Below are 23,774 nucleotides of genomic sequence, written 5' to 3'. Positions count from 1 at the left end.
AACGTATAGCGCGCCGGTTTCATTCTGCGTGCAAGATTAGTCGAGATCAGCTGAAAGTGACCGCCAACGGAAATGGCTGAGCGGCGTCAGCCCCTGTTGTCGAGATGCTCGCGCAACTCGTCGATCGAGGCGAAGCGCATCATGCCTTCGGGCATCTGCGCCTCGATGGAGCCGTCGGAATACAGCGAATAGGCCATGCCATCGACGACCCCCGATTTCAGCACGGTGACGTCCGGTGCTTGCGACGGCTCTTCAGTCGGCGTCGGCGGAACGTAGCGATCCGGGATCAGCGCGGCATCCGGCAGCTTGTCGCTTGGCGGCGACGAGGTACGGGCGGCACGGCGGATCGCGTCGGAGCGTGATCGATCCGGCTGCGGCCAGGCATCTTCGAAACTCTTCGGCTGCTCGGCGGGCGCCTCCGGCGTTGGCATGGCCGCCTCGAATGCGGCAGCTGCCTCGGCCCTCTCCCGCTCCCGGCGCGATGATTGGAACAGCAGATTGCGACGCTTCGGCTCCTCAGGCACCGGTGCCTCGGCGGCAGCGGACGCAAGCCGCTCACGGTCGCGCAGCACTTCGTCCTGCCACGGGGGAACACCTGGCTCCGGAACGGCAGGCCGCGCGGCCGGCTGGTCACGGCTGAACAGCGGGGCCGGCGCGGGCGCGTCATCCGCCTCCTCTGCGTCCTCCCCCGGAACCGGCGGCAGCTTCAGTTCCCGGCGCGGCAGCCGGGGCGACGGAACCGGTTCATCGATCTCGCCCTGTGGCCCAAACTTCTTCAGCTCGCCGACGGCGAGCGCCATGCTCACCATGATCAGGCCGGTGCAGGCGCCGACCGTTCCAGTCAGGATCAGGGTATTGCCGAAGCCGAATTCCTTGACCGGAATGCCGAAGCCGATCGCGGCAAGGCCCGCCAGAATGACCCCGATCCCGGCAATCAGCAGCAATTTCATAGTCTTCGAACTCCTCGACGGACCACTCGCGAGTCTCGTCATGGGTGCCACGATAGCGTCATATTGCGTGCACCGCCAAACGGCATTTTGCGTTCATCCCTTGTACATCGGCCTGGTGGTAAGTTTTGGGAGAGTTTTCTTCCACCGGAGACAACAGGTTTGGGACAGCCGACGCCGATCTATCCCTAAACGGTAAAGCTTTTACCTTGTCCTGTTTGTTGCAACGCATTAAGAAACTTCAGCCACAATTCTCAATTACTTCAAAAGAGAAGTGCGCTATATCGATGCCGGGGAAACGAGGCTCAAAGAGCGCTAAAGCCGAGCCATTGGGGACACCGGGTTATCCATCGCCATGTCATCGATTACGACTGCGGCCATCGACACGCCAGTAAGGCGCTCGGTGGAACGGACGTGTGACGACCTCGCCATCCTGGCGCTTGTCGTTGTCAGTATCGTCGCAAGCTTCACGTTCCGGGACTATGGTCTCGGATGGGACGACTATACCCACGCTGAATATGCAGATCTTCTATTGAAGATGTACGGGTCGGGCTTCACCGACACCGGCGCTTTGTCGTTTGCAAACCTCTACATGTATGGCGGCGGCTTCGATATGGCGGCCGCGCTGCTGCACAAGATCATCCCGCTGGAGCTGTTCGAGACGCGACGCCTGCTCGGCGCGATCGTCGGCGTCATCGGCCTCGGCGTCACCTGGCGCCTCGGCCGCCGTGTCGCCGGCCCCGTGGGCGGCCTCGCCACGCTGTTGCTGCTGGCGCTGTGCCCGACCTTCTACGGCCATATGTTCATGAACCCGAAGGATGCGCCTTTCGCTGTGGCGATGGTCATCCTGATGCTCGGGCTGGTGCGCCTTGCGCAGGAATATCCGAACCCGTCGCCGCGCACGGTCCTGATCCTCGGCCTCGGCGCCGGCTGCGCGATCGGCTGCCGCATTCTCGCCGGCCTCACGCTGATCTACGCAGTGATCGGTTTCATGCCTCTGTGGATCGAGGATGTCCGCACCAATGGCGTGCGCGAAAGCGTGCACCGCTTGCTGCATGTGCTCTACGTGCTGCTGCCGGGCCTCGCTTTCGGCTATCTGATCATGGGCCTGATCTGGCCGTGGTCGATTCTCGAGCCCGCCAATCCGCTGCGCGCACTGGGCTACTTCTCTCACTTCTTCGAGAAGCCGTGGAAGGAGATGTTCGACGGCGCGATGATCTCGGTGCCGGACATGCCATGGTCCTATCTGCCAACGCTGTTCGCGCTACAGCTTCCGGAAGTGCTGCTCAGCCTCACCTTCGGCGGCATCGCGCTGACCATCATGTCGCTGTCGCGCGACACCGTGCCGGCGCGTCGCAAGACCATCCTGTTGATGCTGACCTTTGCCGCCACATTGCCGCTGGTGATCGCCATGGTGAAGCGCCCGGCGCTGTATAACGGCATCCGGCATTTCATCTTCGTGCTCCCGCCGATGGCGGTGCTCGGCGGCGCGGCTTTCGCGGCGTTGATGGACTGGCTGCGCGTCAATCATCGCGGCGCGCAAGCGGCTGCCGTCGCCGTGTTCTCCTTCGGCCTGATGCTGCCGACGGCCGAGATGATCCGGCTGCATCCGTATCAGTACACCCACTTCAACTACATCGCCGGCACCGTTCGCCAGGCAGATGCGCTGTACATGCTGGACTATTGGGGCCTTGCGCTGAAGCAGGCCTCCGATGCCCTGCGCGAGCAGATCGTCGAGCGCCAGGAAAGCCCGCCGGTCGGCCGCAAGTGGAAGGTCGCCGTCTGCGGCCCGCAGCGTCCGGCACAGGTCGCGCTCGGTCCCGACTTCACCATCGGCTGGGACAGCCAGTCGGCCGACTTTGCGATGACGCTCGGCGAGTTCTACTGCAAGGGCCTCACCGCCCCCGTGATTGCCGAGATCAAGCGCGACGATGTCGTCTTCGCCAAAGTCTACGACATCCGCGGCAGCAGCATTTCGAGTCTGCTCGCGATCCCCGCGCCGTAAAATTCTGCGTTAGTACTAAGTTCCAAGTTTTCGTCATGCCCGGCCTTGTGCCGGGCATTCACGTCTTGGCGACCATGAAAGGCGTGGATGGCCGACAAGCCCGGCCATGACGACTCTTGTTGTTCATGGCCTGTGTCGGCCCGCGTCGTTGACTAACGCGCCGCCTGAAACCTGATGTCGCCGTTGTTCAGAAAACACGTCTTGCTGAACAGGCCGAGATCGACAGGATTCGGCAACCGGACGTCGTCCAGATCAGGACATGGCTTCACAGCCGGATCGTAGGACCGGTGGATCTGCGAGATGAAGACGAAGATCAGCCCGCGTTCCCTGGCGAATGACTGCAGCGCGCGCACTTGCACCATCAAGGCCGGGTTCTCGCGTTTCTGATCGAGCAGTTGCAGATAGTCGATCACCACAAGCGTGCCGCGCGGCGCGTCCGCCAGTTTCCGGGTGATGTAATCGGCGCTGATGTCGTCGGAATTGTCGAATGCGAACAGAGTATCGAAACGCCCCCGGTCCACGCCGATGGCACTGAAACGGTCCAGCACGTCCTTTTCAGCGTATTCCAGCGAGAAGAACACGCTGCGATGGCCGGATCGCATCGCCTCTACGGCGAGCTTCAGGCTCATCAGCGTCTTGCCATGGCCCGGGCGCGCGCCGACCAGCACGAGATCGCCAGGAGACAGTTGTTCGAACAGTTTCGCGGCAGGTGCCACCGAAGACATTCGGGCCACAAGCAGGCTCCAGGCAGCAAAGCCTTCTCGCACGGCGATCCGGTCGAGTGCCTCATGCAGCGGAATGTTATCGGCGCGGGAGAGAAGCCTGGCCTTGCGCTTCAATTGATAAACAGGCGCAGAAAGACGCATTGTGAGAACCTCCTGGTGCGAGCGTTGTCACAACCCCTCCTTATGCTTGATGCTCGAACAGTTGGTTCGGTGATCAGAGAGCCCGGTATGATCGATACTTTCCCGCTGGAGGGGGGAGGCGTGGGCCGCGCCAGAATCAGAGTGTAGCGCAATCCCCTTCCCCGCGAAATTGCCGATCCGCAATCGCCCGCCATCAATTCTCCCTCTTCGCCCGCGAATGACACGCCATGATGATCAATCGACGAACATTGCTGGCGGCTGCGCCAGCGCTCATGGCCTGGCCGGCCTTTGCCAAGGAAGCGGCAAAGGACGCACCGGCGGCGTTGCTAGCTTATGAACGCGACACCGGCGGGCGGATCGGCGTCTATGCCGAGAACCTGAAGACGGGCGCAAAGATCGCGTGGCGCGCCAATGAGCGCTTCGTGATGTGCAGCACGTTCAAGGCCTCGCTCGCCGCCTGCGTGCTCGCCCGCATCGACCGCGGCGAGGACAAGCCCGATCAGATGATTTCCTACGCCGCGGCGGACCTGCTCGACTACGCACCGGTCGCGCGCGACAATCTCGCCAAGGGCGCGCTGTCGGTGGCCGACATGTGCAAGGCCATCGTCGAACTCAGCGACAACACCTGCGCCAACATGCTGCTGGCGCGCGTCGGCGGTCCGGCCGCCCTCACCGCCTTCTGGACCAAGACCGGCGACAGCGTCTCGCGCCTCGATCACAACGAGCCGCTATTGAACCGTTCGCGTCCCGGCAATCCGCAGGACACGACCACGCCTACCGCGATGGCCGGCAACGTCAAACGCTTCGTCACCGGCAATGTGCTGACGGCCGCGTCGCGCGATCAGCTCACCGACTGGATGGTGAACTGCAAGACCGGCGACAAGCGCCTGCGCGCCGGGCTGCCGAAGTCATGGAAGATCGGCGACAAGACCGGCAATAACGGCAAGGACGCCGCCGGCGACATCGCCGTGACCTGGCCGAAGCCAGACCAGCCCGTCGTCATCGCCGCCTATACGCAGGGCGGCACGCCGACGGCTCCACAATTGGAGACGGTGTTCACGGCGATTGGCGAGATGGTCGGGCAGAGGCTGGGATAGGCTGCACGGCCATTGCAGCATCCGGCTTTGAACGCGACATCGTTCCGATGACAATCCCGCCAAGGATCATGGCCATCGCTGCGATCAGCGACAGCTCGATCGCCTCGCCGAGCACCAGCGCAGAAATCGCAACGCCCATCACCGGCGTCGCCAGCAGACCGAGGGACGTGATGGTCGCCGGCAGGCTGCGGTTGATGATCACCATCGCCCAATGCGCCAGCGCCGTGCCGAAGATCCCGCCGAACAGCAAAGCGCCGACGAGTTCGCGCGTCCAGGCGATAGCGGGGACGCCTTCGCGCATCAGCGCCAGTACTGTCAGCAGCACGCTCGCGAGCAGCGCCTGCCAGAACACGAGTTGAAACGGCTCGGAGATCCAGCGATGGCCGCGGACATAGACGATATTCGCTGCCCAGCACAAAGCCGCGAGCAACAGCAGCCCGCTGCCGATCAGCGCATTGCCGTTGCTCCAGTCGAATGCCGACGGGTTGAACATGACAGCGATGCCGGCAAGCCCCAGCACGATGCCCGCGAGACGTTCTCGCGGAACGGGTTCGCGCAGCAGCAGCCAAGCGGCCGGCGCGACCCAGAGCGGCGTGGTGTAGCCGAGCACGATGGAGCGCCCGACCGGCACGAATTGCAGGCCGAAGGCGACCAGCACCGAGAATAGGCCCATATGCAGCACCGCGACACTGACGATCACAGGCATGTCGCCGCGCCGCGGCACGATGAATTGCCGGCGCGCGAGTGTAATGGCTGCCAGAGCGAGCGTGGCAATCACGGCGCGAATCGCCACCGACCACAGCGGCGAAATGTGCTGCACCAGAAATTTCGTCAGCGTCCAGTTCAGCCCCCACATGGTCACGACGACGGCAAACAAAAGCAGCGCCGTGCGGCGCGACAGGGGATGTTCGGACATGGCTTCATCTCACGGCTTCGGTGCATGGCGCACTCGACAGACCGAGGACACTAGGTTTTACTGGCCCCAATCAAAGATCCATTCCACTAAAAATGACTGAGCCAGTTTGATGGGCGACATTCTCGCAGGGCTGATCGATATCGCGCGCGGATCCGCGAGCGGTGAAACGTTGACGCGGCAGCTCTACGATCAGCTTCGCGCGGCGATCCTGAGCGGCGCGCTGCCGCCGGGCCATCGCCTGCCGTCGAGCCGCGACTGCGCGCAGCAGCTCGGCCTCGCGCGCAACACCGTCTCCGTGGTCATCGATCAGCTGGCCATGGAAGGCTATCTCGATGTCGCGCAGGGACGACGCCCCATGGTCGCCGCCGCCGAGCGCAAGGCGTTGCTGACCGGGCGCAACATTGCCGGCAAGACGCCGAAGCCGCTCGGCCTGTCGCGCTGGGCCGAGCGCGTGCAGAAGTCGGATTGGCCGTTCATCAACAAAGGGCGGCCACTGCTGTTGGCCCCGGCGCTGGCAGATGCGCGGCTGTTTCCCCACGACATCTGGGCGCGCTGCCTGCGCCGCGCGGCGCGACGCGGATCGACCGGCGATCCCGCCATCAATCGCGCCTCGTTGCGCAACGCCCTGCTCCGCCATCTCATCGCCTATCGCGGCGTGCGGGCCGAAGCACGACAGATTATCCTGATGCCATCGGCGCAGTCTGCGCTTGAACTCATCGCGCGCGTGTTACTCGATGCCGGCGATCTCGCCTGGGTCGAAAGCCCCGGCTATGGCGGCGCATATGCGGCGCTCAATGCGGCCGGCGCGACCATGCGCGGCATTTCGCTGGATGGCAGCGGCCTCTCCATCAAAGGCCGGCGCGATCGCCCGCGGCTGATCTTCGTGACCCCGTCGCATCAGCATCCCACCGGACGGCTGATGCCTGTGAGCCGGCGGCAGCAATTACTTGCATTTGCCAATGACATCGGGGCTGCCATCGTCGAGGACGACTATGACAGCGAATTCCACTATGACGGCCGCCCCGTCGCCGCCCTGCAGGGCCTCGATGACAGCGGCCGCGTGTTCTATGTGGGCACGTTCTCGAAACCGATGTTCGCGGATGTGCGCAGCGGCTACGCCATCGTGCCGCCGGATCTTGCCGACCTGTTCGAAAAGGCGCAGCGCCACGGCAGCCATATCGTGCCGGCGCCGGTGCAGGATGCGCTGGCCGAATTCATCGACGACGGTCACTTCGCGGCGCATATCCGCAAGATGACGCGTGTCTATCGCAGCAGGCGCGATCACCTGCTGCAGGCACTGCAAGTTCATGCCGGCGATCACCTGACGATCGAACCGCCGGCCGGCGGCATGCAGTTGCTCGCCCATCTCGATCTCGATCGCGACGACCGCGCCATTTCGGCACGACTTGCCGAGCTCGGCGTGACCGGCCGCCCGCTATCGATGTATTTCACCGGACCTGTGGCCGGCCAGGGATTGTTCATGGGCTTTTCCGCCTGGAACGAACAGGAGATCGACAAGGCCGCCGCCATCGTCGGACAGGTGCTGCGCGCCACAGCTCCGCCACGCGGCCGCTCCGGCAAGGCACCGAAGCGGCCGAAGGGCTGACGCGTTCCTATGCAGCCGCGAGCTTCTTCTCGACGGCCAGCGCCGCCGGCAGCGGTCGCCACAGCACCGTCATTTCCTGTATGAGGCCGGCATCGTTCAGACGCCAGTAGTCGACGCCATCCAGCTGTTCTGTGCCAACGGTGATACCGAAGAAGGCGGACACGTGTTCCGGGCCCTGCAGCACTTCGTGGAAGTCGAAGCTGTCGACGACACCCAGCAGCGCCGTGACCACCGGCCGGATCGCTGCCTTGCCCGTGAACGGCTCGGCCGCGAGCGGTGTCTTCAGCACGATGTCGTCGGCCATATGCGAGAGCATGGCATCGAGGTCTTTGCGCTGCATCGCTTGGGTAAATGCATGGATGTGCGTGAGGTTCATGATCATGATCCTTTCGATCATATTAGAAGCAGCTTGCGCAACTCACTCCGCCGCTGTCGGCACGATGATGCCAAGCTTCGTCGCGATTCGTTGTGCGGTGGCCTCGCGTTGCGCGGTGATCTTCGCCACCGACTGACGGGTCTGCGCCAGCACCGTCGCCGGTGCGGTTTCGGGCGTGCCGCTGTTGAACGGCGGCTGTGGCGCATATTCCATGAACAGCTGAATTCCCTGCGCCACCTCGTCGCCGCGCAATTCCGCAGCCAGACGCAGCGCGCCATCGATGCCCGACGTCACGCCGGCGGCGAAGATCCAGTCGCCGTCGATCACCACGCGCTCGTTGACCGGCGTTGCGCCAAAATAGCGCAAGAGATGAAACGACGCCCAATGCGTGGTCGCGCGGCGGCCCATCAGCAATCCCGCAGCGCCGCAGATCAGCGCGCCGGTGCAGACCGAAAAGATTCGAGCATGTCCGGCCTGCTGACGGAGCCAATCGAGCACAACCGTATCGTCCATCAGCGCTTCCTGGCCGAAGCCGCCGGGCACATGCAGCACGTCGAGCTGGGGCGCGTCGCCAATGGCCGCATCCGGCGTAATACGGAGCCCCCTGTAGTCGCGCACGGGATCGGTGGTCTTGCCATAGATTCGATAGGTCGAATTCGGGATCCGCGACAGCACTTCGAACGGGCCGGTGAGATCGATCTGGTCAAGCCCCTCAAACAACAGCGAGCCGATCTGGAGATGTTGGTCTGGCGGGATCATGGAATGCTCCAAGCATTTGTGAATGGACAAGCCGAACCTAGCCCGGCACAGTCTGGCGAATATGCCAAAGACCCCTCGTTCTCCGCCAAACTCTGTTGCGACGGTTCCGCGCGTTATCGACGTGCTGGCGTTCCCGTCGGTGCAACTGCTCGACGTGTCCGGCCCGCTGCAGGTCTTCGCCACGGTCAATGAGATCATGCAACGCAAGGGACAACCTGCGCCCTATAGGCTGCGCGTGATCGCGCGCGGCGGCCATAGTGTGACCGCCTCTGCCGGACTTGGCCTCGCCGTGAGCGATCTGCCGCGCCAGGCCGAACCGATCGACACGCTGTTGATTGCCGGCGGTCCTGGCGTCCATGCCGCCGCTTCCGATCCCGCAATGGTCGCCTGGGTGCGCAAGCGCGCGGCCAAGGCGCGGCGCACCGCCTCGGTCTGCACCGGCGCCTTCCTGCTCGCCTCAACCGGCCTACTGGACGGCCGCCGTGCCGCGACCCACTGGTCCTGGTGTTCCGAATTGGCGCAGCGCTTCCCCGACGTGCATGTGGAGTCCGATCCGATCTTCGTGCGCGACGGCGCGTTCTGGACGTCAGCTGGCGTGACCGCTGGGATCGATCTCGCGCTGGCGCTGGTGGAGGAAGACCTCGGACGCAGCGTCGCACTGACGGTGGCGCGTCATCTCGTGGTGTTTCTCAAGCGCCCCGGCGGCCAGTCGCAATTCAGCGCGGCATTGTCGCTGCAGACCGCGGACGACAAATTCGGCGCGCTGCATGAGTGGATCGGCAAGCATCTCGCCGACGACATTTCGCTACCCATGCTGGCAGAACAGGCCGGCATGAGCGAGCGCAGCTTCAGCCGGCACTATGCGGACGCCACCGGCATCACGCCCGCCCGCGCCGTCGAGCAGTTGCGCGTCGAAGCTGCGCGGCGGCTGCTCTCGGAAACGAAGCTGCCGGTGAAACGCATTTCGCAACGCTGCGGCTTCGGTTCCGAAGAAACCATGCGACGCAGCTTCCTGCGATTGCTTTCTGCCACGCCGCAGGACTATCGCGCGCGTTTCAGTTCCTGAATGTCGCGATCGGGCCTTCTGCCACCCTGGTAAGCATGTCTGCCGCGCAAACCGTCTGGCTTGCTGCCGCAACAGGGCGGGATTAGGCTGGCATCAGCCAAACGCCAAAACACTGCCAGTCAATCCGGGAGCACTCACCATGTCACCAGCCGAAGCCCGCCTCAAGGAAGTGCCGTCGCATATGAGCGAGGGTGAATGGGCCCAGCGCGTTAATCTCGCCGCTGCCTATCGCCTCGTTGCGCTCTACGGCTGGGACGATCTCATCGACACCCACATCTCCGCCCGCGTGCCCGGCCCCGACCATCACTTCCTGATCAATCCCTATGGCCTGATCTTCGAAGAGATCACGGCATCGTCGCTGGTCAAGGTCGATCTCGACGGCAACCAGCTCTCCGAAAGCGAATACAGCATCAACCCGGCCGGCTTCACCATCCATTCGGCGATCCATGAAGTCCGCGAAGACGCCGGCTGCGTGATGCATCTGCACACGCCGGACGGCACCGCCGTGGCCTCCTGCATGGAAGGCCTGCAGCCGCTGAACCAGACCGCCCAGCTCGTGATTCCGGAACTCGCCTATCACGACTATGAAGGCGTCGCACTCGATCACGACGAGCGCCCGCGCCTGCAGAAGGATCTTGGCACCAAGAACGCCATGCTGCTGCGCAATCACGGCACGCTGACCGTCGGCCGCTCGGTCGCCTCGGCATTCGAGCGCATGTATTACCTGGAACGTGCCTGCACCATGCAGGTCCGCACCCGGATGCTCGGCCCGACCGCCTATCCGGTCGACCAGATCGTCATCGACAAGAACGCCGCGCTGGTGGGCAACCCCGACAAGGCCGAATTGCGCTCCACCAAGCTGGTCTGGCCGCCGATGCTGCGCAAGCTCGACCGCCGCGATCCGTCTTACAAGACCTGAGATTTGGTGCTATAGAGAGGTCATAGACCTCTACACAGTGATTCAAAACGCCGTCCAATTCCGGACGGCGTTTTTTCTTTGTTTTGGTTTTCTCGTCATTCCGGGGCGCTCGCACTTGCGAGCGAACCCGGAATCCCGACCTGTTCATCACCGCGAGATTCCGGGCTCAGCCCCATCGCCTTCGGCGTTGGTTCTGCCCCGGAATGACGGGATTAATCACGGCCGCATGAACGCAAAATCCGTGTCGGGATCGCAATTATCGGCAACGAAATGCAGCTCCGACTGCACGTCAGTCGCGCTCCTGGTTTCGAGATATTTCGAGACCACGAGATTCACCAGGGAGCGACAGACGCTGTCCTGATCGACCCCGGCGGCTTGTGCTGCCGCCATCGCAGCAGAGAAATGAGTATTGGCGATTTCGGATGCAGACACGGCGTTCTCTCCCTTTTGTCTTTCGATCAGGAAAGCCTGACGCAAGCCTTGATGTGGGTCAAAGCGCAGCCATACTCGTCATTCCGGGGCGGAACGGGCGCCGAAGGCGACAGGACCGAACCCGGAATCCCGCAGTGATGAACACGTCGAGATTCCGGGTTCGCGATCGCCAAGTGGCGCTCGCGCCCCGGAATGACGAATGTGGAGCTTACTTCTTCACATCCGCCAGCGCCGCAATGATCCGCGCCCACGACCGGATGCCCTTGTGGAAGCTCTTGAGGTCGTACTTCTCGTTCGGCGAATGGATATTGTCGTCATCGAGGCCGAAGCCGATCAGGAGCGAGTCCAGACCGAGCGTGCGCTTGAAATCCGCGACGATGGGAATCGACGCACCTGAGCCGATCAGCAGCGCCTGCTTGCCCCATTCGTCGGTCAGCGCATCGCGCGCAGCGGCGAGCGGCTTCATGTTCCAGTCGAGCGCGATGGCCGGCGCATTGGAATGATCGAGAAACTCCGCCGTGCAATCGCCGGGCAATTGCGACGTGACGAAAGCACGGAACGCATCGCGGATCTTGCCGGGGTCCTGGCCCTCGACGATGCGGAACGAAACCTTGGCGGAGGCATGCGAGGCGATCACCGTCTTGGAGCCCTCGCCCGTATAACCGCCGACGATGCCGTTGATGTCACATGTGGGGCGCGACGTGATCTGTTCGATCAGTTCGCGGCCTGTCTCGCCTGCCGGAATGGAGAGACCGATCGGCTTGAGGAAGCTCTCCGCGGTGAGACCGAGGCCCTTCCACTGCGCCAGAATATCGGCAGGCAAATCCTTCACGCCATCATAGAAGCCGGGAATGGTGATGCGGCCATTGTCGTCATGCAGCTTGCCGAGAATATTGGTCAGCACGCGGATCGGATTGCGCGCACCGCCGCCATAGATCCCGGAATGCAGATCGCGGTTGGCCGCGGTGATCTTCACCTCTTCATAGACGAGCCCGCGCAGCGACGTGGTGATCGCCGGGGTCGACGGGTCCCACATGCCGGTGTCGCAGACCACCGCGAAATCGGCGGCGAGATCCTTCTTGTTGGCTTCGAGGAACGGCACGAAATTCTTTGAGCCGACCTCCTCCTCGCCTTCGATGCAGATGGTGAGATCGATGGGCAGCGAGCCCGTGACATTCACCCAGGCCCGGCAGGCTTCCACGAAGGTCGAGAGCTGGCCCTTGTCGTCCTGCGCACCGCGCGCAACGATGATGTCGCGGCCATCGGCATGTTTGGTGACGACCGGCTCAAACGGCGGACGATGCCATAGGTTCAGCGGATCGACCGGCTGAACGTCGTAATGACCATAGAACAGAACATGCGGCCGCTTGCCGGTGTTGCCCTTGGCGGTGGCGACGATAGCGGGATGGCCCGCCGTCGGCCGTACCTCGGCGTTGAAGCCCAGGCCCTCGATCTCGCCGGCCAGATGCTTTGCCGCCGCCTTGCAGTCCTCGGCGTAAGCCGGATCGGCGGAAATCGACTGGATCCGCAACAGCGCGAACAACCGCTCCAGGGCCTTGTCGAAATCGGCATCGACGCGATCGAGAACGGATGCAAGCTGCGTATTGGACATGAGCGAATTTCCTTAAGCGTGGTGGTCCGGAATTTCGGTGGAATCTAGCAGCACCGGCGGGTGGTGCATATGCCAGATCAAGCCTCCTGCCAGCAGCGCGGTCGCCAGCAGATTATTGCCCCAGGCCTGCAGCATGGCCGGGAATACCGGGATCGACAGCGCCATCAGCACGCCGACGACGCCGAGCAGCCACCATGTCCCGGTTCGCACATTCGGGCGGGGATCATCGGCGGCGCGATGCATCAGCACCGTGAGCGGCAGGAATAGCCACATGAAGTAATATTGCCGCGCCAGCGGCGATGCCACCGTCATCAGGCAGAACAGCACGCCGAGTTCTTCGGCACGTGAGCGCGGCGTGAGTTTCGATCGCGGCAGCAACGACCAGATGAAGCCGAGGCCGATCAGACCTGACACCGCGAGCACGATCAGGTTCGCGGTTTTGTAGCTGACATCGATCACGTTCATCGTGGCCGATCCACGCTTGCGATCATCCTGGAAATAATCGATCGGCCGCACCAGACGATGCGTCATCGCGATGATCGACTGATTGACCCAGGACCAGTTCTGTTCGTCGCGCTGGCCGAACCCCTTCTCGGAGCTGGAGCCGACCATTTCGGTGTACCAGGTCTTCACCTCGGCCGCATTGCGCTCGAAGCCGCGAAACGGCGCCGGCACGACATAGAGCAACAGCAGCGTGCAGATGATCATGCTGGCCGAGGCCGCCCAGTGCCGCCGCCAGATCAGATAGGGTAGCACCGCCACCGGAAACACCTTGATGGCCGTCGCCAGCGCGAACATGCTGCCGCCGAGCCACGGCCGATCCTTCTGCATCCACCAGAAGCCGAGCAGCATCATCGCCAGCAGCACGAGATTGGGCTGGCCGAGATCGTACATGTCGAACACGAAGGTGATGGTCGCAAAGCCCGGCAGCGCCGCAAGCCAGGCTGCCGGAATCTTCTTCGAGCCGGTCATGGCATTGGACAGCTGGCTGGTGATCGCCCAAGCCGCCGAATTCAAGATCGAGAGCAAGAGATAAAGCGGGATCTTGCCGAACCAGCTCGGCAGCGCCAGCAAAACCGCGGACAGCGGCGGATAGATGAAGTCCAGCGCACCATTGGTCTTGGCCTCATAGAGCGGCGCACCATGCAGCACCTGCCGCCCGGCCCAGAACCACAGCGCGTAGTCCTTGGTCTTGCCGTTGCCAAAGATTTCCGGAACGAGCACATCCGCCGTCAGCAGGACGCAGGTGATCAGGAACAGCACGTCCAGCGGCTGCCGCAAGGACGGCCACCGCAAAACCGGCATTTCGCCGTCACTTTTCGTCACTTCGCAGTCCCGCTTAAAAGACCCGCCGGCACGGCGCGGTTCAGACCGCGGTGGGTAGCAGATGGCGCCGGGACCTGCAAAGCCGCGGGCGGGTGCATAATGGACAGTCTGGACGGTCCTTACCGCTTCAAAATCCCGCCCAGCGTCCCGCGTACGATCTCGCGGCCGATCGAACTGCCCAGCGAGCCGCCCACCTGCTTGCCGATATTGGCGACGATGCCGCCGACGACCTTGTTGGTCACGCTGCGGGTGACGCTGCGCGCAATCACCTGGCCGGTGGAGAGCCTGTTGCGGCCGGTATTGGTGCCGAAGATGGTGCCGACGATCGCACCGAGCTGGCCCAAAAATCCACCACCGCCGCCACCGCCCGCCGCGTCGCCAGCCTCGGCCGGCGTCGCCGCCGTCCCGGCGATGCGCTTCTGCAGCGTCTCGTAGGCGGATTCGGAATCGATCGCGGTGTCGTATTTGCCCTTCACCGGGCTCGCCGCGAGGATCGCCTTGCGCTCCTCAGGCGTGATCGGCCCGATACGTGCGGTCGGCGGACGCACCATGATGCGTTCGACCATCGCAGGCGTGCCGTTGCCTTCGAGGAACGAGACCAGTGCCTCGCCCTTGCCGAGTTCGGTGATGACCGTGGCCGTGTCGAGTTTCGGATTGGCACGGAAGGTCTGTGCTGCCGCCTGCACCGCCTTCTGATCCCGCGGGGTGAAAGCGCGCAGAGCGTGCTGAACGCGGTTGCCGAGCTGGGCGAGTACGCGATCAGGCACATCGATCGGGTTCTGGGTGACGAAATAGACGCCGACGCCCTTGGAGCGGATCAGGCGCACGACCTGTTCGATCTTGTCGAGCAGCGCCTTCGGCGCATCGTTGAACAAGAGATGCGCTTCGTCGAAGAAGAACACCAGTTTGGGCTTCGGCAGATCGCCGACTTCGGGCAATTCCTCGAACAATTCCGAGAGCAGCCACAGCAGGAAGGTTGCGTAAAGCCGCGGGCTCGACATCAGCTTGTCGGCGACGAGGATATTGACCATGCCACGGCCGTCGCGGTCGGTCTTGAGAAAATCTTTCAGCTCCAGCGCCGGCTCGCCGAAGAATTTATCGGCGCCCTGGTTCTCCAGCACGAGCAATTGGCGCTGGATGGTGCCGATCGTCGCCTTGGTGACGTTTCCGAAGCTCAAGGCTGACTTGCGGACATCGGCGAGTGGATCGACCTCGTCCTTCTTGGCGGTCATCGGCACGATGGCATCGAGCAGCGCGCGCAGATCCTTCATGTCGAGCAGCGTCAGACCGTTCTCGTCGGCGACGCGGAAGGCGACGTTGAGCACGCCTTCCTGCACATCGTTGAGATCGAGCAGCCGCGCCAGCAATAGTGGCCCCATCTCCGAGATGGTCGCGCGCACCGGATGGCCCTGCTCGCCGAACACGTCCCAGAACACGGTCGAGAACTGATCGGGCTGGAACGTCAGCGCCATCTCCTTGGCGCGCTGCAAAATAAAGTCCTTGCCCTCGCCGACTTCGGCTATCCCCGAGAGGTCGCCCTTGATGTCCGCAGCGAAGACCGGCACACCGGCACGTGCAAAGCCCTCCGCCATCACCTGCAGCGATACGGTTTTACCTGTTCCCGTCGCGCCCGTGACGAGACCGTGGCGATTGCCGAGGGCCAGCGTCAGCCATGCCGGTTGGTCGCCCTTGCCGATGAAGATCTTGCCGTCGGTATCGCCTGACTTCAGTTCGGTGGTCGCCATCGGATCGCCTCTGTCGCGCGCATCAAGAAAAAGATTTCAAAAAAATTTGCGGCTCACCATGATCTTACCGCATCTTGGCGAGCGATTGAAACGCAAAGCGTTCCCGCCACACCTGAAACCCGTCCGTCGTTCCCACGGACGAAACACAAGCCGTATCTTTTTGCTCTTTCCAAAGTACGGCGCTGTCGCATCTGCGAACAATTGACCAAAATTTCACGTTTGCTCTTGCATTGGTGCAACACTCGATACGCGATCACACTGAATCGCACGTCGGGCGAGTTGGCGCGCTTGTAATTCGAATCACAGCGGCTCAAGATCACTTTTCAACATAAGGGCATCGGCACTCAACCGATGTGAGGCGGGGCATCATGGACGAATTAATCAAAGCGCTGACCGCAAAGGTCGGCATCGACGAAGCTGTGGCTGAAAAGGCTGTCGGCATTATCTTGGGGTTCCTGCGCAAGGAAGCACCGGCCGCGCCGGTCAATGCGCTCATCGAAAAAATTCCGGGTGCGGATGCAGCCATCGCATCGTCAGAGGGCGGTGGTGGATTGAGCAGCCTGATGGGCGGCGGCATCATGGCCCTGGGCAGCAAGCTGATGGGTCTCGGCCTCGGCATGGGCGAGATCCAGAGCGTCGCGCGCGAACTGTTCAAGTTCGGCCGCGAGAAGATCGGCGCGGATGCCATGGACGAGATCGTTGCCGGCACACCTGGCCTGAGCCAGTTCTCCTGACCGTCTGTTACGTCAGCAGCCGCGCGTAAGCGTCCAGCATCTTCATACGTCCGATCTTCATACGTCTGAGTACCATGACATATCCCATCTCCAAGATTGACGGTTTGACGGCCTTCGCCGCGACCAAACTGAAAAAGGCAGGCATCCGCACCATGGAAGGGCTGCTGGACGCCGCTCACTCCGCGAAGTGCCGCAAGGAACTCGCTGCCAAGACCGGGTTCAGCGAACAGCAACTGCTCGAATGGGCGAACCTCGCCGACTACCTGCGCATCCCCGGCATGGGCAAGGCCAAGGCCGAACTGCTCCGCGCCTCCGGCGTCAACACGGTACGCGAATTGACCCACCGCAACCCGTCCCGCCTGGCTCAGGCGATGCGCGAGGCCAACGACAAGCGCAAGCTGGTGCGGGTGATGCCCTCCGAGAAGTCGGTCGGCGACCTGATCGAAAAGGCCCGCCAGCTGCCGCTGAAGATTTCGTATTGAGCCTCTCGTCATTCCGGGGCACGCGCAGCGCTAGCGGAGCGTGAACCCGGAATCCCGAGATGGCTGAAACGCCGGATCGCTTCACGCTGCAAGATTCCGGGTTCGCCTGCGGCTCACGCCGCATGCGCCCCGGAATGACGTTTTGATCCATCTTGACTCCCTCCCCCCGACCGCGCAAAGCGACCTCATGATCGCGCGTCCGACAACGTCTGCTCCGACGGTCCACCCGGTGCTGGCCGCGCTGCTGGCATCGCCGGTGCCTGCCGTGATGGGTATCCTGAACGTCACCCCGGATTCCTTCTCCGATGGCGGCCAGTTCGATGCCCCCGAGCGTGCGCTGGCGCAGGCCAGGCGAATGATCGCCGAGGGCGCGGGGATCATCGACATCGGCGCCGAGTCCACGCGCCCCTATGGGTCCCGGCCTGTCACCGCCGATGAAGAATGGGCGCGGCTCGTGCCGGTGCTGGCCGACGTGGTCGCGCTCGGCACGCCGGTGTCGATCGACAGCATGAAGGCGTCCGTCGTCGCGAAAGCGCTCGCCGCCGGCGTCGCCATCGCCAATGACATCTGGGGACTGCAGCGCGATCCCGACATGGCGCGCGTCATCGCCGAGCACAGCGCGCCTGTGGTCGTCATGCATAACCGCGACGAGGTCGATGGCAGCATCGATATCGTCGCCGACATGAAAAGCTTCTTCGCGCGCTCGCTGGAGATCGCCGCCAGGGCCGGCATCCCTGCGGGCCACATCGTACTCGACCCCGGCATCGGCTTCGGCAAGACGCCTGAGCAGAGCATGATTGCGCTGGCGCGGTTCGACGCGCTGACCAGCTTCGGCCTGCCGGTGCTGATCGCCGCCTCGCGCAAGAAATTCATATCGACCGTCGTACCGTCGGAGCCGCAGCAGCGCATCGGCGGATCCCTCGCCGCGCATCTGCTGGCGGTGCGGCACGGCGCCAAAATCGTCCGCGCCCATGACGTCGCGGAAACCGTTCAGGCCCTGCGCGTCACCGCAGCCATCGAGGACTTAAGATGACCGACATGATCTTCATCAAGGGCGTATCCGTGCATGCCCATCACGGCGTGCTCGACTACGAAGGCGTCGTCGGGCAGCGCTTCGTCATCGATCTCGAACTCGATGCCGATATCGACCTTGCCTCGCGCACCGACCGCCTTGCCGATACCGTGTCCTATGCCAATGTCGTCGCCACCGCGATCGCCGCTTTCAAGGACACCAATTACAAGCTGCTGGAACGCGCTGCCGGTGCGGTGGCCGATGCGGTGCTCGCGGATTTTCCGCGCATCAGCTCGGTCAAGGTCACCGTGCACAAGCCGCACGCGCCGATCGCCGCGATCTTCGACGATGTCGGCGTGGTGCTGCGCAGATCGCGGGCGTAACCGATGGCCAGCGTCCTCATCGCGCTCGGCGGCAATGTCGGCGATGTCCGCATGACCTTCCGCAAGGCGATCGGCAATATCTGCGGCATGACGCAGGCCGCGTTGATCGAACGCTCGGCAGACTACAGCACGCCGCCAGTCGGCGATGTGCCGCAGGACCACTTCGTCAATGCGGCAATCGAGATCGAGACCGAACTCGATCCGCACGCGCTGTTGTTCACGCTGCACAGGATCGAACACAAGTTCGGCCGCAACCGCGTTGCCGAGGGGCACTGGGGTCCGCGGCCGCTCGATCTCGACATGATCGCCTATGACGACGTGGTCATCGCCAAGCCGGAACTGCACCTGCCCCACCCGCGCGCCACCACCCGCGCCTTCGTTCTGGTGCCGCTAGCCGAGATCGCCCCGGAGCGGGTGATCGCGGGCAAGACCGTTGCCGAGCATCTGAAGGCGCTCTCAACCGCCGGCATCGAGAAGCTGCCCGACCTCGATTGAGCGCCAACACGCCGGAACTATCCTCACAAGATCACTCGCAGATCCCACGGCGCGACCAGCTCGGACCAGATTGGTTTAGCTCTGTGCCCCGCCCCTCACCCGTCGTCGCTGCGCGACGCCACCCTCTCCCCGCATTGCGGGGAGAGGGAAGAAAGCGCCAATTCCGCGCATCCCCATGCTCGAACAGCCATTGGCAACCCCTTCTCGGCATGGCATTTTCCGGCTCAACCACGAAGCAATACCGGGAGTGAAGTTCCTCAATGTCGACTGCGACTGACGACCTGCGGCTGGCCGCCGATTTTGCGCCTGCGAGTTACGATGACTGGCGCAAGCTCGTCGATGGCGTGCTGAAAGGCGCGCCGTTCGAGAAGCTGATCAGCAAGACCTATGACGGCGTCAAGATCCAGCCGATCTATCCGCGCGCCCAGGATGCGGCGCCGATTGCCAGCCGGCCGGCCGCGGCGCCATGGCAGATCATGCAGCGGATCGACCACCCGGATGCCGGCAAGTCGAACAAGCAGGCGCTGCACGATCTCGAAAACGGCGCCACTGGTCTCACGCTGGTGTTCGAAGGTGCCAATGGCGCGCGGGGGTTCGGCCTCGTCGCCTCGCCCGACACCATCGAGACGCTGTTCGACGGCATCTATCTCGACGCCGGCATCGGCATCGAACTCCATGCCGGCCCGCAGTCGCGCATGGCCGTGACGCATCTCGCCGATTACATCAAGACGAAGGGCATCGATCCCGCCACATGCGATATCCGCTTTGGCCTCGATCCCATCGGCGCCACCGCCGTATGGGGCACCAGCGCCTATAACTGGTGGGAGATGGCGCCCGCCGTCACCGACACCATCAAGAAGCTCGCCGCACAAGGCTTCAAGGGCCCGTTCGCCGTTGCCGACGGCCGCATCATTCACGATGCCGGCGGCTCCGAAGTGCAGGAACTGTCCTACGTCCTCGCGGTGATGGTGTCCTATCTGCGCGCGATGGAAGACCATAACATTCCGCTCGAGACGGCCCGCGGCATGGTCTATGCGCGTCTCGCGGCTGATGCCGATCAGTTTCTCACCATGGCGAAATTCCGCGCGCTGCGCCTCTTGTGGGCGCGCATCGAGGAAAGCTGCGGCCTCGTGCCGAAGCCGCTGTTCATCGCTGCCGACACCGCATGGCGCATGCTTACGCAGCGCGATCCCTATGTGAACATGCTGCGCGCCACCATGGCGACATTCGCTGCGGGCCTCGGCGGTGCCAACTCCATCTGCGTGCTGCCGCATACGCTGGCGCTCGGCCTGCCCGATGGCTTTGCGCGCCGCGCTGCGCGCAACACCCAACTGGTGCTGCTGGAAGAGTCCAATCTCGCCAAGGTCACCGATCCCGCCGCCGGTGCCGGCGGCATCGAGGCGCTCACGCGCGAACTGTGCGACGCCGCATGGGCGCAGTTCCAGGACATCGAAAAAGCTGGCGGCGCCTTCCCGGCGCTTGGCAACAATGTGATCCAGCCGAAGGTCGCCGCGACCCGTGCCGCGCGTCAGGCCAGCGTCGCCAAGCGCCGCGAAGTGCTCACCGGCGCCAGCGAATTCCCGAACCTGCATGAGGCCCGCGCCAGTGTGCTGAAGGTCAAGCCGATCCCCGGCAAGCCCTATGGCAAGGACAAGATCAAGTTCAACCCGCTGGAACCGATCCGGCTGGCCTCGCCCTTCGAGGCGCTGCGCGACAAGTCGGATCACCTGCTGGCGCGCAAGGGTGCCCGTCCGAAAGTGTTTCTGGCCAATCTCGGCACGCCGGCCGATTTCACGGCCCGCGCGACCTTCGCCAAGAGCTTTTTCGAGACCGGCGGCATCGAAGCCCTCGACAGCGACGGTTTCTCCGATCCAGCCGTACTCGCCAAGGCCTGGAAGGCCTCCGGTGCCGCGCTGGTATGTATCTGCTCGTCCGACAAGCTCTATGCCGGCCAGGCCGCGCCCGCAGCAAAAGCGCTTCAGGCCGCCGGCGCGAAGCATATCTATCTGGCAGGCCGCCCCGGCGACCTCGAGGCGCCCTTGCGCGACGCAGGCGTTAGGGATTTTATCATTGCCGGCGGCGATGCGCTGGCGATGCTGGTGCAGGCCCATGATCTACTAAATTCGGCCTGATGGAGTAAGCCATGACGGCAACGGCGAGCAAACCCGCGCTGACCGGCGGCTGCCAATGCGGCGCGATCCGCTTTGCGCTGTCGGCTGCGCCGACCCGGGTCAGCATCTGCCATTGCCGCATGTGCCAGAAGGCCACCGGCGCGCCATTCGCCTCGCTCGCCGATATCCCGAACGAGAACTTTGCGTGGACCCGCGGCAAGCCGGCGGCGTTCAAGTCATCGTCGATTGCGGAGCGCGACTTCTGCGCCAAATGCGGCACGCCGCTGAGCTATCGCGCGATCGGCGGCCCCAAGATCGAGATCATGACCGGCGCCTTCGACCGCCCGGACCGCGTGGTGCCGACGCTGCAATTCGGCACGGAGTCACGCCTGGGCTGGGTCGGCAACGTGTCGAACCTGCCGAGCAAGACGACGATGCAGAATTTCGGACCGGAGAAATGCGCGGAAGTGTTCAGCTATCAGCATCCGGATCATGATTGAGATAGCGTGTTTCAACAAGGATCGCGCGCATGGGCAGTTTGCTATTCGACTTGCTGATGTGGCCGATCGCCAAGGTGCTTGAAAAAGTGTTTGACGTGGTACTCTGGCGGAAAACTGAAACGCCCCCGTCAGACGACCCGACCTACAAGAAGAACGTTCAGAGACTCATCGAACGCAATCGAGAATTCGAGAAACGACCATGACCAAGATTCCTGACTTCACCAACATCGCTTTCTCGCCCATCGCCGCCGGTGCGCCATCGCAGGGCGAGCCGTGGCTGACGCCCGAAGGCATCCTGGTGAAACCCGGTTATGGCGAATCCGACGTCGCCGGCATCGACTTCCTCGACACCTATCCGGGCATCGCGCCGTTCCTGCGCGGGCCCTACCCGACCATGTATGTCAACCAGCCCTGGACGATCCGGCAATATGCCGGATTTTCCACCGCGGAGGATTCCAACGCCTTCTATCGGCGCAATCTCGCAGCCGGCCAGAAGGGCCTCTCGGTCGCCTTCGATCTCGCCACCCATCGCGGCTATGACTCGGATCATCCGCGCGTGTCGGGCGACGTCGGCATGGCCGGCGTGGCGATCGACTCGATCTACGACATGCGCACGCTGTTCGCCGGTATTCCGCTCGATCAGATGAGCGTGTCGATGACCATGAACGGCGCGGTGCTGCCGATCCTCGCGCTCTATGTCGCTGCCGCCGAGGAACAGGGCGTGCCGCCGGAGAAGCTCACCGGCACGATTCAGAATGACATTCTGAAAGAGTTCATGGTGCGCAACACCTATATCTATCCGCCGACACCCTCGATGCGGATCATCTCCGACATCTTCGCCTACACCTCGCAGAAGATGCCCAAGTACAATTCGATTTCGATCTCCGGCTATCACATGCAGGAAGCCGGTGCGACGCAGGATCTCGAACTGGCTTACACGCTCGCCGACGGCGTCGAATATCTGCGCGCCGGTTTGGCCGCGGGCATCGATGTCGACCGCTTCGCGCCGCGGCTGTCGTTCTTCTGGGCGATCGGCATGAACTTCTTCATGGAAGTCGCCAAGATGCGCGCTGCGCGGCTGCTCTGGGCCAAGCTGCTGACGCAGTTCAACCCGAAGGATCCGAAGTCGCTGTCGCTGCGCACCCATTGCCAGACCTCGGGCTGGTCGCTGACCGCGCAGGACGTCTACAACAACGTGATGCGCACCACCATCGAGGCGATGGCGGCGACGCAGGGCCACACGCAGTCACTGCACACCAATGCGCTCGACGAAGCGCTGGCGCTGCCCACCGACTTCTCGGCGCGCATTGCCCGCAACACGCAGCTGTTCCTGCAGCAGGAAACCGGCACCAACCGCATCATCGATCCATGGGGCGGCTCCTATTACGTCGAGCGCCTGACACATGATCTCGCCACCAAGGCCTGGGCGCATATCCGGGAAGTGGAAGAGCTCGGCGGCATGGCCAAGGCCATCGAGGCCGGCGTGCCCAAGCTGCGCATCGAGGAAGCCTCGGCGAAGACCCAGGCACGCATCGATGCCGGCCGTCAGGCGGTGATCGGCGTCAACAAGTACAAGCCGGAAAATGAAGAAGCGCTCGACGTGCTCAAGGTGGAAAATTCCACCGTGCGCCGGCTGCAGATCGACAAATTGAAGAGGCTTCGTGGCGAGCGCAGCCAGGCCGACGTCGACGCCGCGCTGGCGGCGCTGACGCGCAGCGCCAAGGACGGCAACGGCAACCTGCTGGCGCTGGCGATCGATGCCGCGCGGGCCAAGGCCACCGTCGGCGAAATTTCCGATGCGATGGAGAAAGTATTCGGCCGCCACCGCGCCGAGATCAAGTCCATCACCGGTGTCTACAAGCGCGAGGCGTCCACCATGAACGACAAGGTCCAGAAGGTTCAGGCGCTGATCGACGCTTTCGAGGACGCCGAGGGTCGCCGCCCGCGTATTCTCGTCGCCAAGATCGGCCAGGACGGCCACGACCGCGGCCAGAAGGTGATCGCGTCGGCCTTTGCCGATGTCGGCTTCGACGTCGATATCGGACCGCTATTCGCCACCGCCGATGAAGCCGCGCGGCAGGCCGTCGAAAACGACGTGCACATCCTCGGCCTATCGTCGCTGGCCGCAGCCCATCTGACCGCGGTGCCCGAACTCAAGGCCGCGCTCAAGAAGCAGGGCCGCGAGGACATCATGATCATCATCGGCGGCGTCGTCCCCCCGCAGGATTACGACGAACTCTACAAGGCCGGCGCCGAGGCGATCTTCCCGCCGGGCACGGTGATCTCGGAGGCGGCCGAAGAGCTGATCCACAAGCTCAATGCGCGGCTGGGACACAGCGAGGCGGCGGAGTAATCAAGACCACAATCAACCGGGTGCCTGATGAG

General features: G+C 63.4%; 23 protein-coding genes. 14 read left to right on the top strand and 9 right to left on the bottom strand.

What is annotated here, in order from left to right; all coding sequences use genetic code 11:
* Positions 1-86: 86 nt before the first annotated feature.
* Positions 87-950 carry a hypothetical protein gene (locus CHC01_RS24585; protein ID WP_089267011.1) on the bottom strand — a complete coding sequence of 288 codons (864 nt, stop codon included), beginning with the start codon at positions 948-950 and terminating at the stop codon, positions 87-89.
* A gap of 352 nt (positions 951-1,302) precedes the next feature.
* Here CHC01_RS24585 and CHC01_RS24580 point away from each other — a divergent pair, with 352 nt between their 5' ends.
* Positions 1,303-2,952, top strand: a complete 1,650-nt coding sequence (locus CHC01_RS24580; RefSeq protein ID WP_089267010.1) for a glycosyltransferase family 39 protein — start codon at positions 1,303-1,305, stop codon at positions 2,950-2,952.
* A 152-nt stretch (positions 2,953-3,104) separates the two neighbouring features.
* Here the strand turns inward: CHC01_RS24580 and CHC01_RS24575 are convergent, their stop codons facing one another.
* Positions 3,105-3,818, bottom strand: coding sequence for a DNA helicase (locus CHC01_RS24575; protein ID WP_089267009.1), 714 nt, complete (start codon positions 3,816-3,818; stop codon positions 3,105-3,107).
* Between the two features lie 227 nt (positions 3,819-4,045).
* Here CHC01_RS24575 and bla point away from each other — a divergent pair, with 227 nt between their 5' ends.
* Positions 4,046-4,915, top strand: coding sequence for a class A beta-lactamase (bla, locus tag CHC01_RS24570; RefSeq protein ID WP_089267008.1), 870 nt, complete (start codon positions 4,046-4,048; stop codon positions 4,913-4,915).
* Here the strand turns inward: bla and CHC01_RS24565 are convergent.
* On the bottom strand, positions 4,875-5,831 hold the full coding sequence (locus CHC01_RS24565) for a DMT family transporter (RefSeq protein ID WP_089267007.1): 957 nt from the start codon (positions 5,829-5,831) through the stop codon (positions 4,875-4,877). The two genes, bla and CHC01_RS24565, sit on opposite strands and share 41 nt — an antisense overlap.
* A 109-nt stretch (positions 5,832-5,940) precedes the next feature.
* On the opposite strand from CHC01_RS24565, the gene pdxR reads away from it, so the two are divergent.
* Positions 5,941-7,437, top strand: a complete 1,497-nt coding sequence (gene pdxR / locus CHC01_RS24560) for a MocR-like pyridoxine biosynthesis transcription factor PdxR (protein WP_089267006.1) — start codon at positions 5,941-5,943, stop codon at positions 7,435-7,437.
* A gap of 7 nt (positions 7,438-7,444) precedes the next feature.
* On the opposite strand, the gene CHC01_RS24555 is transcribed toward pdxR, so the two are convergent.
* Positions 7,445-7,819, bottom strand: a complete 375-nt coding sequence (locus tag CHC01_RS24555; protein WP_244558508.1) for a nuclear transport factor 2 family protein — start codon at positions 7,817-7,819, stop codon at positions 7,445-7,447.
* A gap of 36 nt (positions 7,820-7,855) precedes the next feature.
* A complete protein-coding gene (locus CHC01_RS24550; protein ID WP_089267005.1) occupies positions 7,856-8,572 on the bottom strand; it encodes a DJ-1/PfpI family protein in 717 nt (238 codons plus the stop codon).
* A gap of 61 nt (positions 8,573-8,633) precedes the next feature.
* On the opposite strand from CHC01_RS24550, the gene CHC01_RS24545 reads away from it, so the two are divergent.
* Positions 8,634-9,638 carry a GlxA family transcriptional regulator gene (locus CHC01_RS24545; protein ID WP_089267291.1) on the top strand — a complete coding sequence of 335 codons (1,005 nt, stop codon included), beginning with the start codon at positions 8,634-8,636 and terminating at the stop codon, positions 9,636-9,638.
* Positions 9,639-9,777: 139 nt separating this feature from the next.
* Positions 9,778-10,557 carry a class II aldolase/adducin family protein gene (locus CHC01_RS24540; protein WP_089267004.1) on the top strand — a complete coding sequence of 260 codons (780 nt, stop codon included), beginning with the start codon at positions 9,778-9,780 and terminating at the stop codon, positions 10,555-10,557.
* Positions 10,558-10,773: 216 nt separating this feature from the next.
* On the opposite strand, the gene CHC01_RS24535 is transcribed toward CHC01_RS24540, so the two are convergent.
* The 4 genes from CHC01_RS24535 to CHC01_RS24520 form a co-directional block, all read right to left on the bottom strand.
* Positions 10,774-10,989: a hypothetical protein gene (locus CHC01_RS24535; protein WP_068734286.1), complete on the bottom strand. Its 216-nt coding sequence runs from the start codon at positions 10,987-10,989 to the stop codon at positions 10,774-10,776.
* Between the two features lie 208 nt (positions 10,990-11,197).
* Complete coding sequence (locus CHC01_RS24530) at positions 11,198-12,601, bottom strand: M20/M25/M40 family metallo-hydrolase (protein ID WP_089267003.1); 1,404 nt, start codon at positions 12,599-12,601, stop codon at positions 11,198-11,200.
* A 12-nt stretch (positions 12,602-12,613) separates the two neighbouring features.
* The gene (locus tag CHC01_RS24525) at positions 12,614-13,906 is read right to left on the bottom strand and encodes a glycosyltransferase family 87 protein (protein WP_089267290.1); all 1,293 of its coding nucleotides are present in this window, start codon (positions 13,904-13,906) and stop codon (positions 12,614-12,616) included.
* A gap of 140 nt (positions 13,907-14,046) precedes the next feature.
* Entirely contained in the window at positions 14,047-15,672 is a 1,626-nt protein-coding gene (locus tag CHC01_RS24520; RefSeq protein WP_089267002.1) for a helicase HerA-like domain-containing protein, read from the bottom strand.
* A 368-nt stretch (positions 15,673-16,040) separates the two neighbouring features.
* On the opposite strand from CHC01_RS24520, the gene CHC01_RS24515 reads away from it, so the two are divergent.
* The 9 genes from CHC01_RS24515 to scpA all read left to right on the top strand — a co-directional run bounded on the left by CHC01_RS24515 (position 16,041) and on the right by scpA (position 23,742).
* The gene (locus CHC01_RS24515) at positions 16,041-16,406 is read left to right on the top strand and encodes a hypothetical protein (protein WP_068734292.1); all 366 of its coding nucleotides are present in this window, start codon (positions 16,041-16,043) and stop codon (positions 16,404-16,406) included.
* 74 nt (positions 16,407-16,480) lie between these two features.
* Positions 16,481-16,888: a DUF4332 domain-containing protein gene (locus CHC01_RS24510; RefSeq protein ID WP_089267001.1), complete on the top strand. Its 408-nt coding sequence runs from the start codon at positions 16,481-16,483 to the stop codon at positions 16,886-16,888.
* Between the two features lie 187 nt (positions 16,889-17,075).
* On the top strand, positions 17,076-17,921 hold the full coding sequence (gene folP / locus CHC01_RS24505; RefSeq protein WP_089267000.1) for a dihydropteroate synthase: 846 nt from the start codon (positions 17,076-17,078) through the stop codon (positions 17,919-17,921).
* Positions 17,918-18,283, top strand: coding sequence for a dihydroneopterin aldolase (folB, locus tag CHC01_RS24500; RefSeq protein ID WP_089266999.1), 366 nt, complete (start codon positions 17,918-17,920; stop codon positions 18,281-18,283). Before folP ends, folB begins: the two co-directional genes overlap by 4 nt.
* Before the next feature lie 3 nt (positions 18,284-18,286).
* Positions 18,287-18,778, top strand: coding sequence for a 2-amino-4-hydroxy-6-hydroxymethyldihydropteridine diphosphokinase (gene folK, locus CHC01_RS24495; protein WP_089266998.1), 492 nt, complete (start codon positions 18,287-18,289; stop codon positions 18,776-18,778).
* Positions 18,779-19,038: 260 nt separating this feature from the next.
* A complete protein-coding gene (locus CHC01_RS24490) occupies positions 19,039-20,910 on the top strand; it encodes a methylmalonyl-CoA mutase subunit beta (protein ID WP_089266997.1) in 1,872 nt (623 codons plus the stop codon).
* Positions 20,911-20,921: 11 nt separating this feature from the next.
* Complete coding sequence (locus CHC01_RS24485; protein WP_089266996.1) at positions 20,922-21,389, top strand: GFA family protein; 468 nt, start codon at positions 20,922-20,924, stop codon at positions 21,387-21,389.
* 29 nt (positions 21,390-21,418) lie between these two features.
* Positions 21,419-21,592, top strand: a complete 174-nt coding sequence (locus CHC01_RS32735; RefSeq protein WP_170849709.1) for a hypothetical protein — start codon at positions 21,419-21,421, stop codon at positions 21,590-21,592.
* A complete protein-coding gene (gene scpA, locus CHC01_RS24480; RefSeq protein ID WP_089266995.1) occupies positions 21,589-23,742 on the top strand; it encodes a methylmalonyl-CoA mutase in 2,154 nt (717 codons plus the stop codon). Before CHC01_RS32735 ends, scpA begins: the two co-directional genes overlap by 4 nt.
* Positions 23,743-23,774: the final 32 nt, after the last annotated feature.

It is taken from the genome of Tardiphaga sp. OK246, from assembly GCF_900188215.1.
In the GTDB taxonomy this organism is placed as follows: domain Bacteria; phylum Pseudomonadota; class Alphaproteobacteria; order Rhizobiales; family Xanthobacteraceae; genus Tardiphaga; species Tardiphaga robiniae.
Note: the sequence above shows the minus strand (reverse complement) of the source record. Positions and strands in the feature narration are given on the sequence as shown.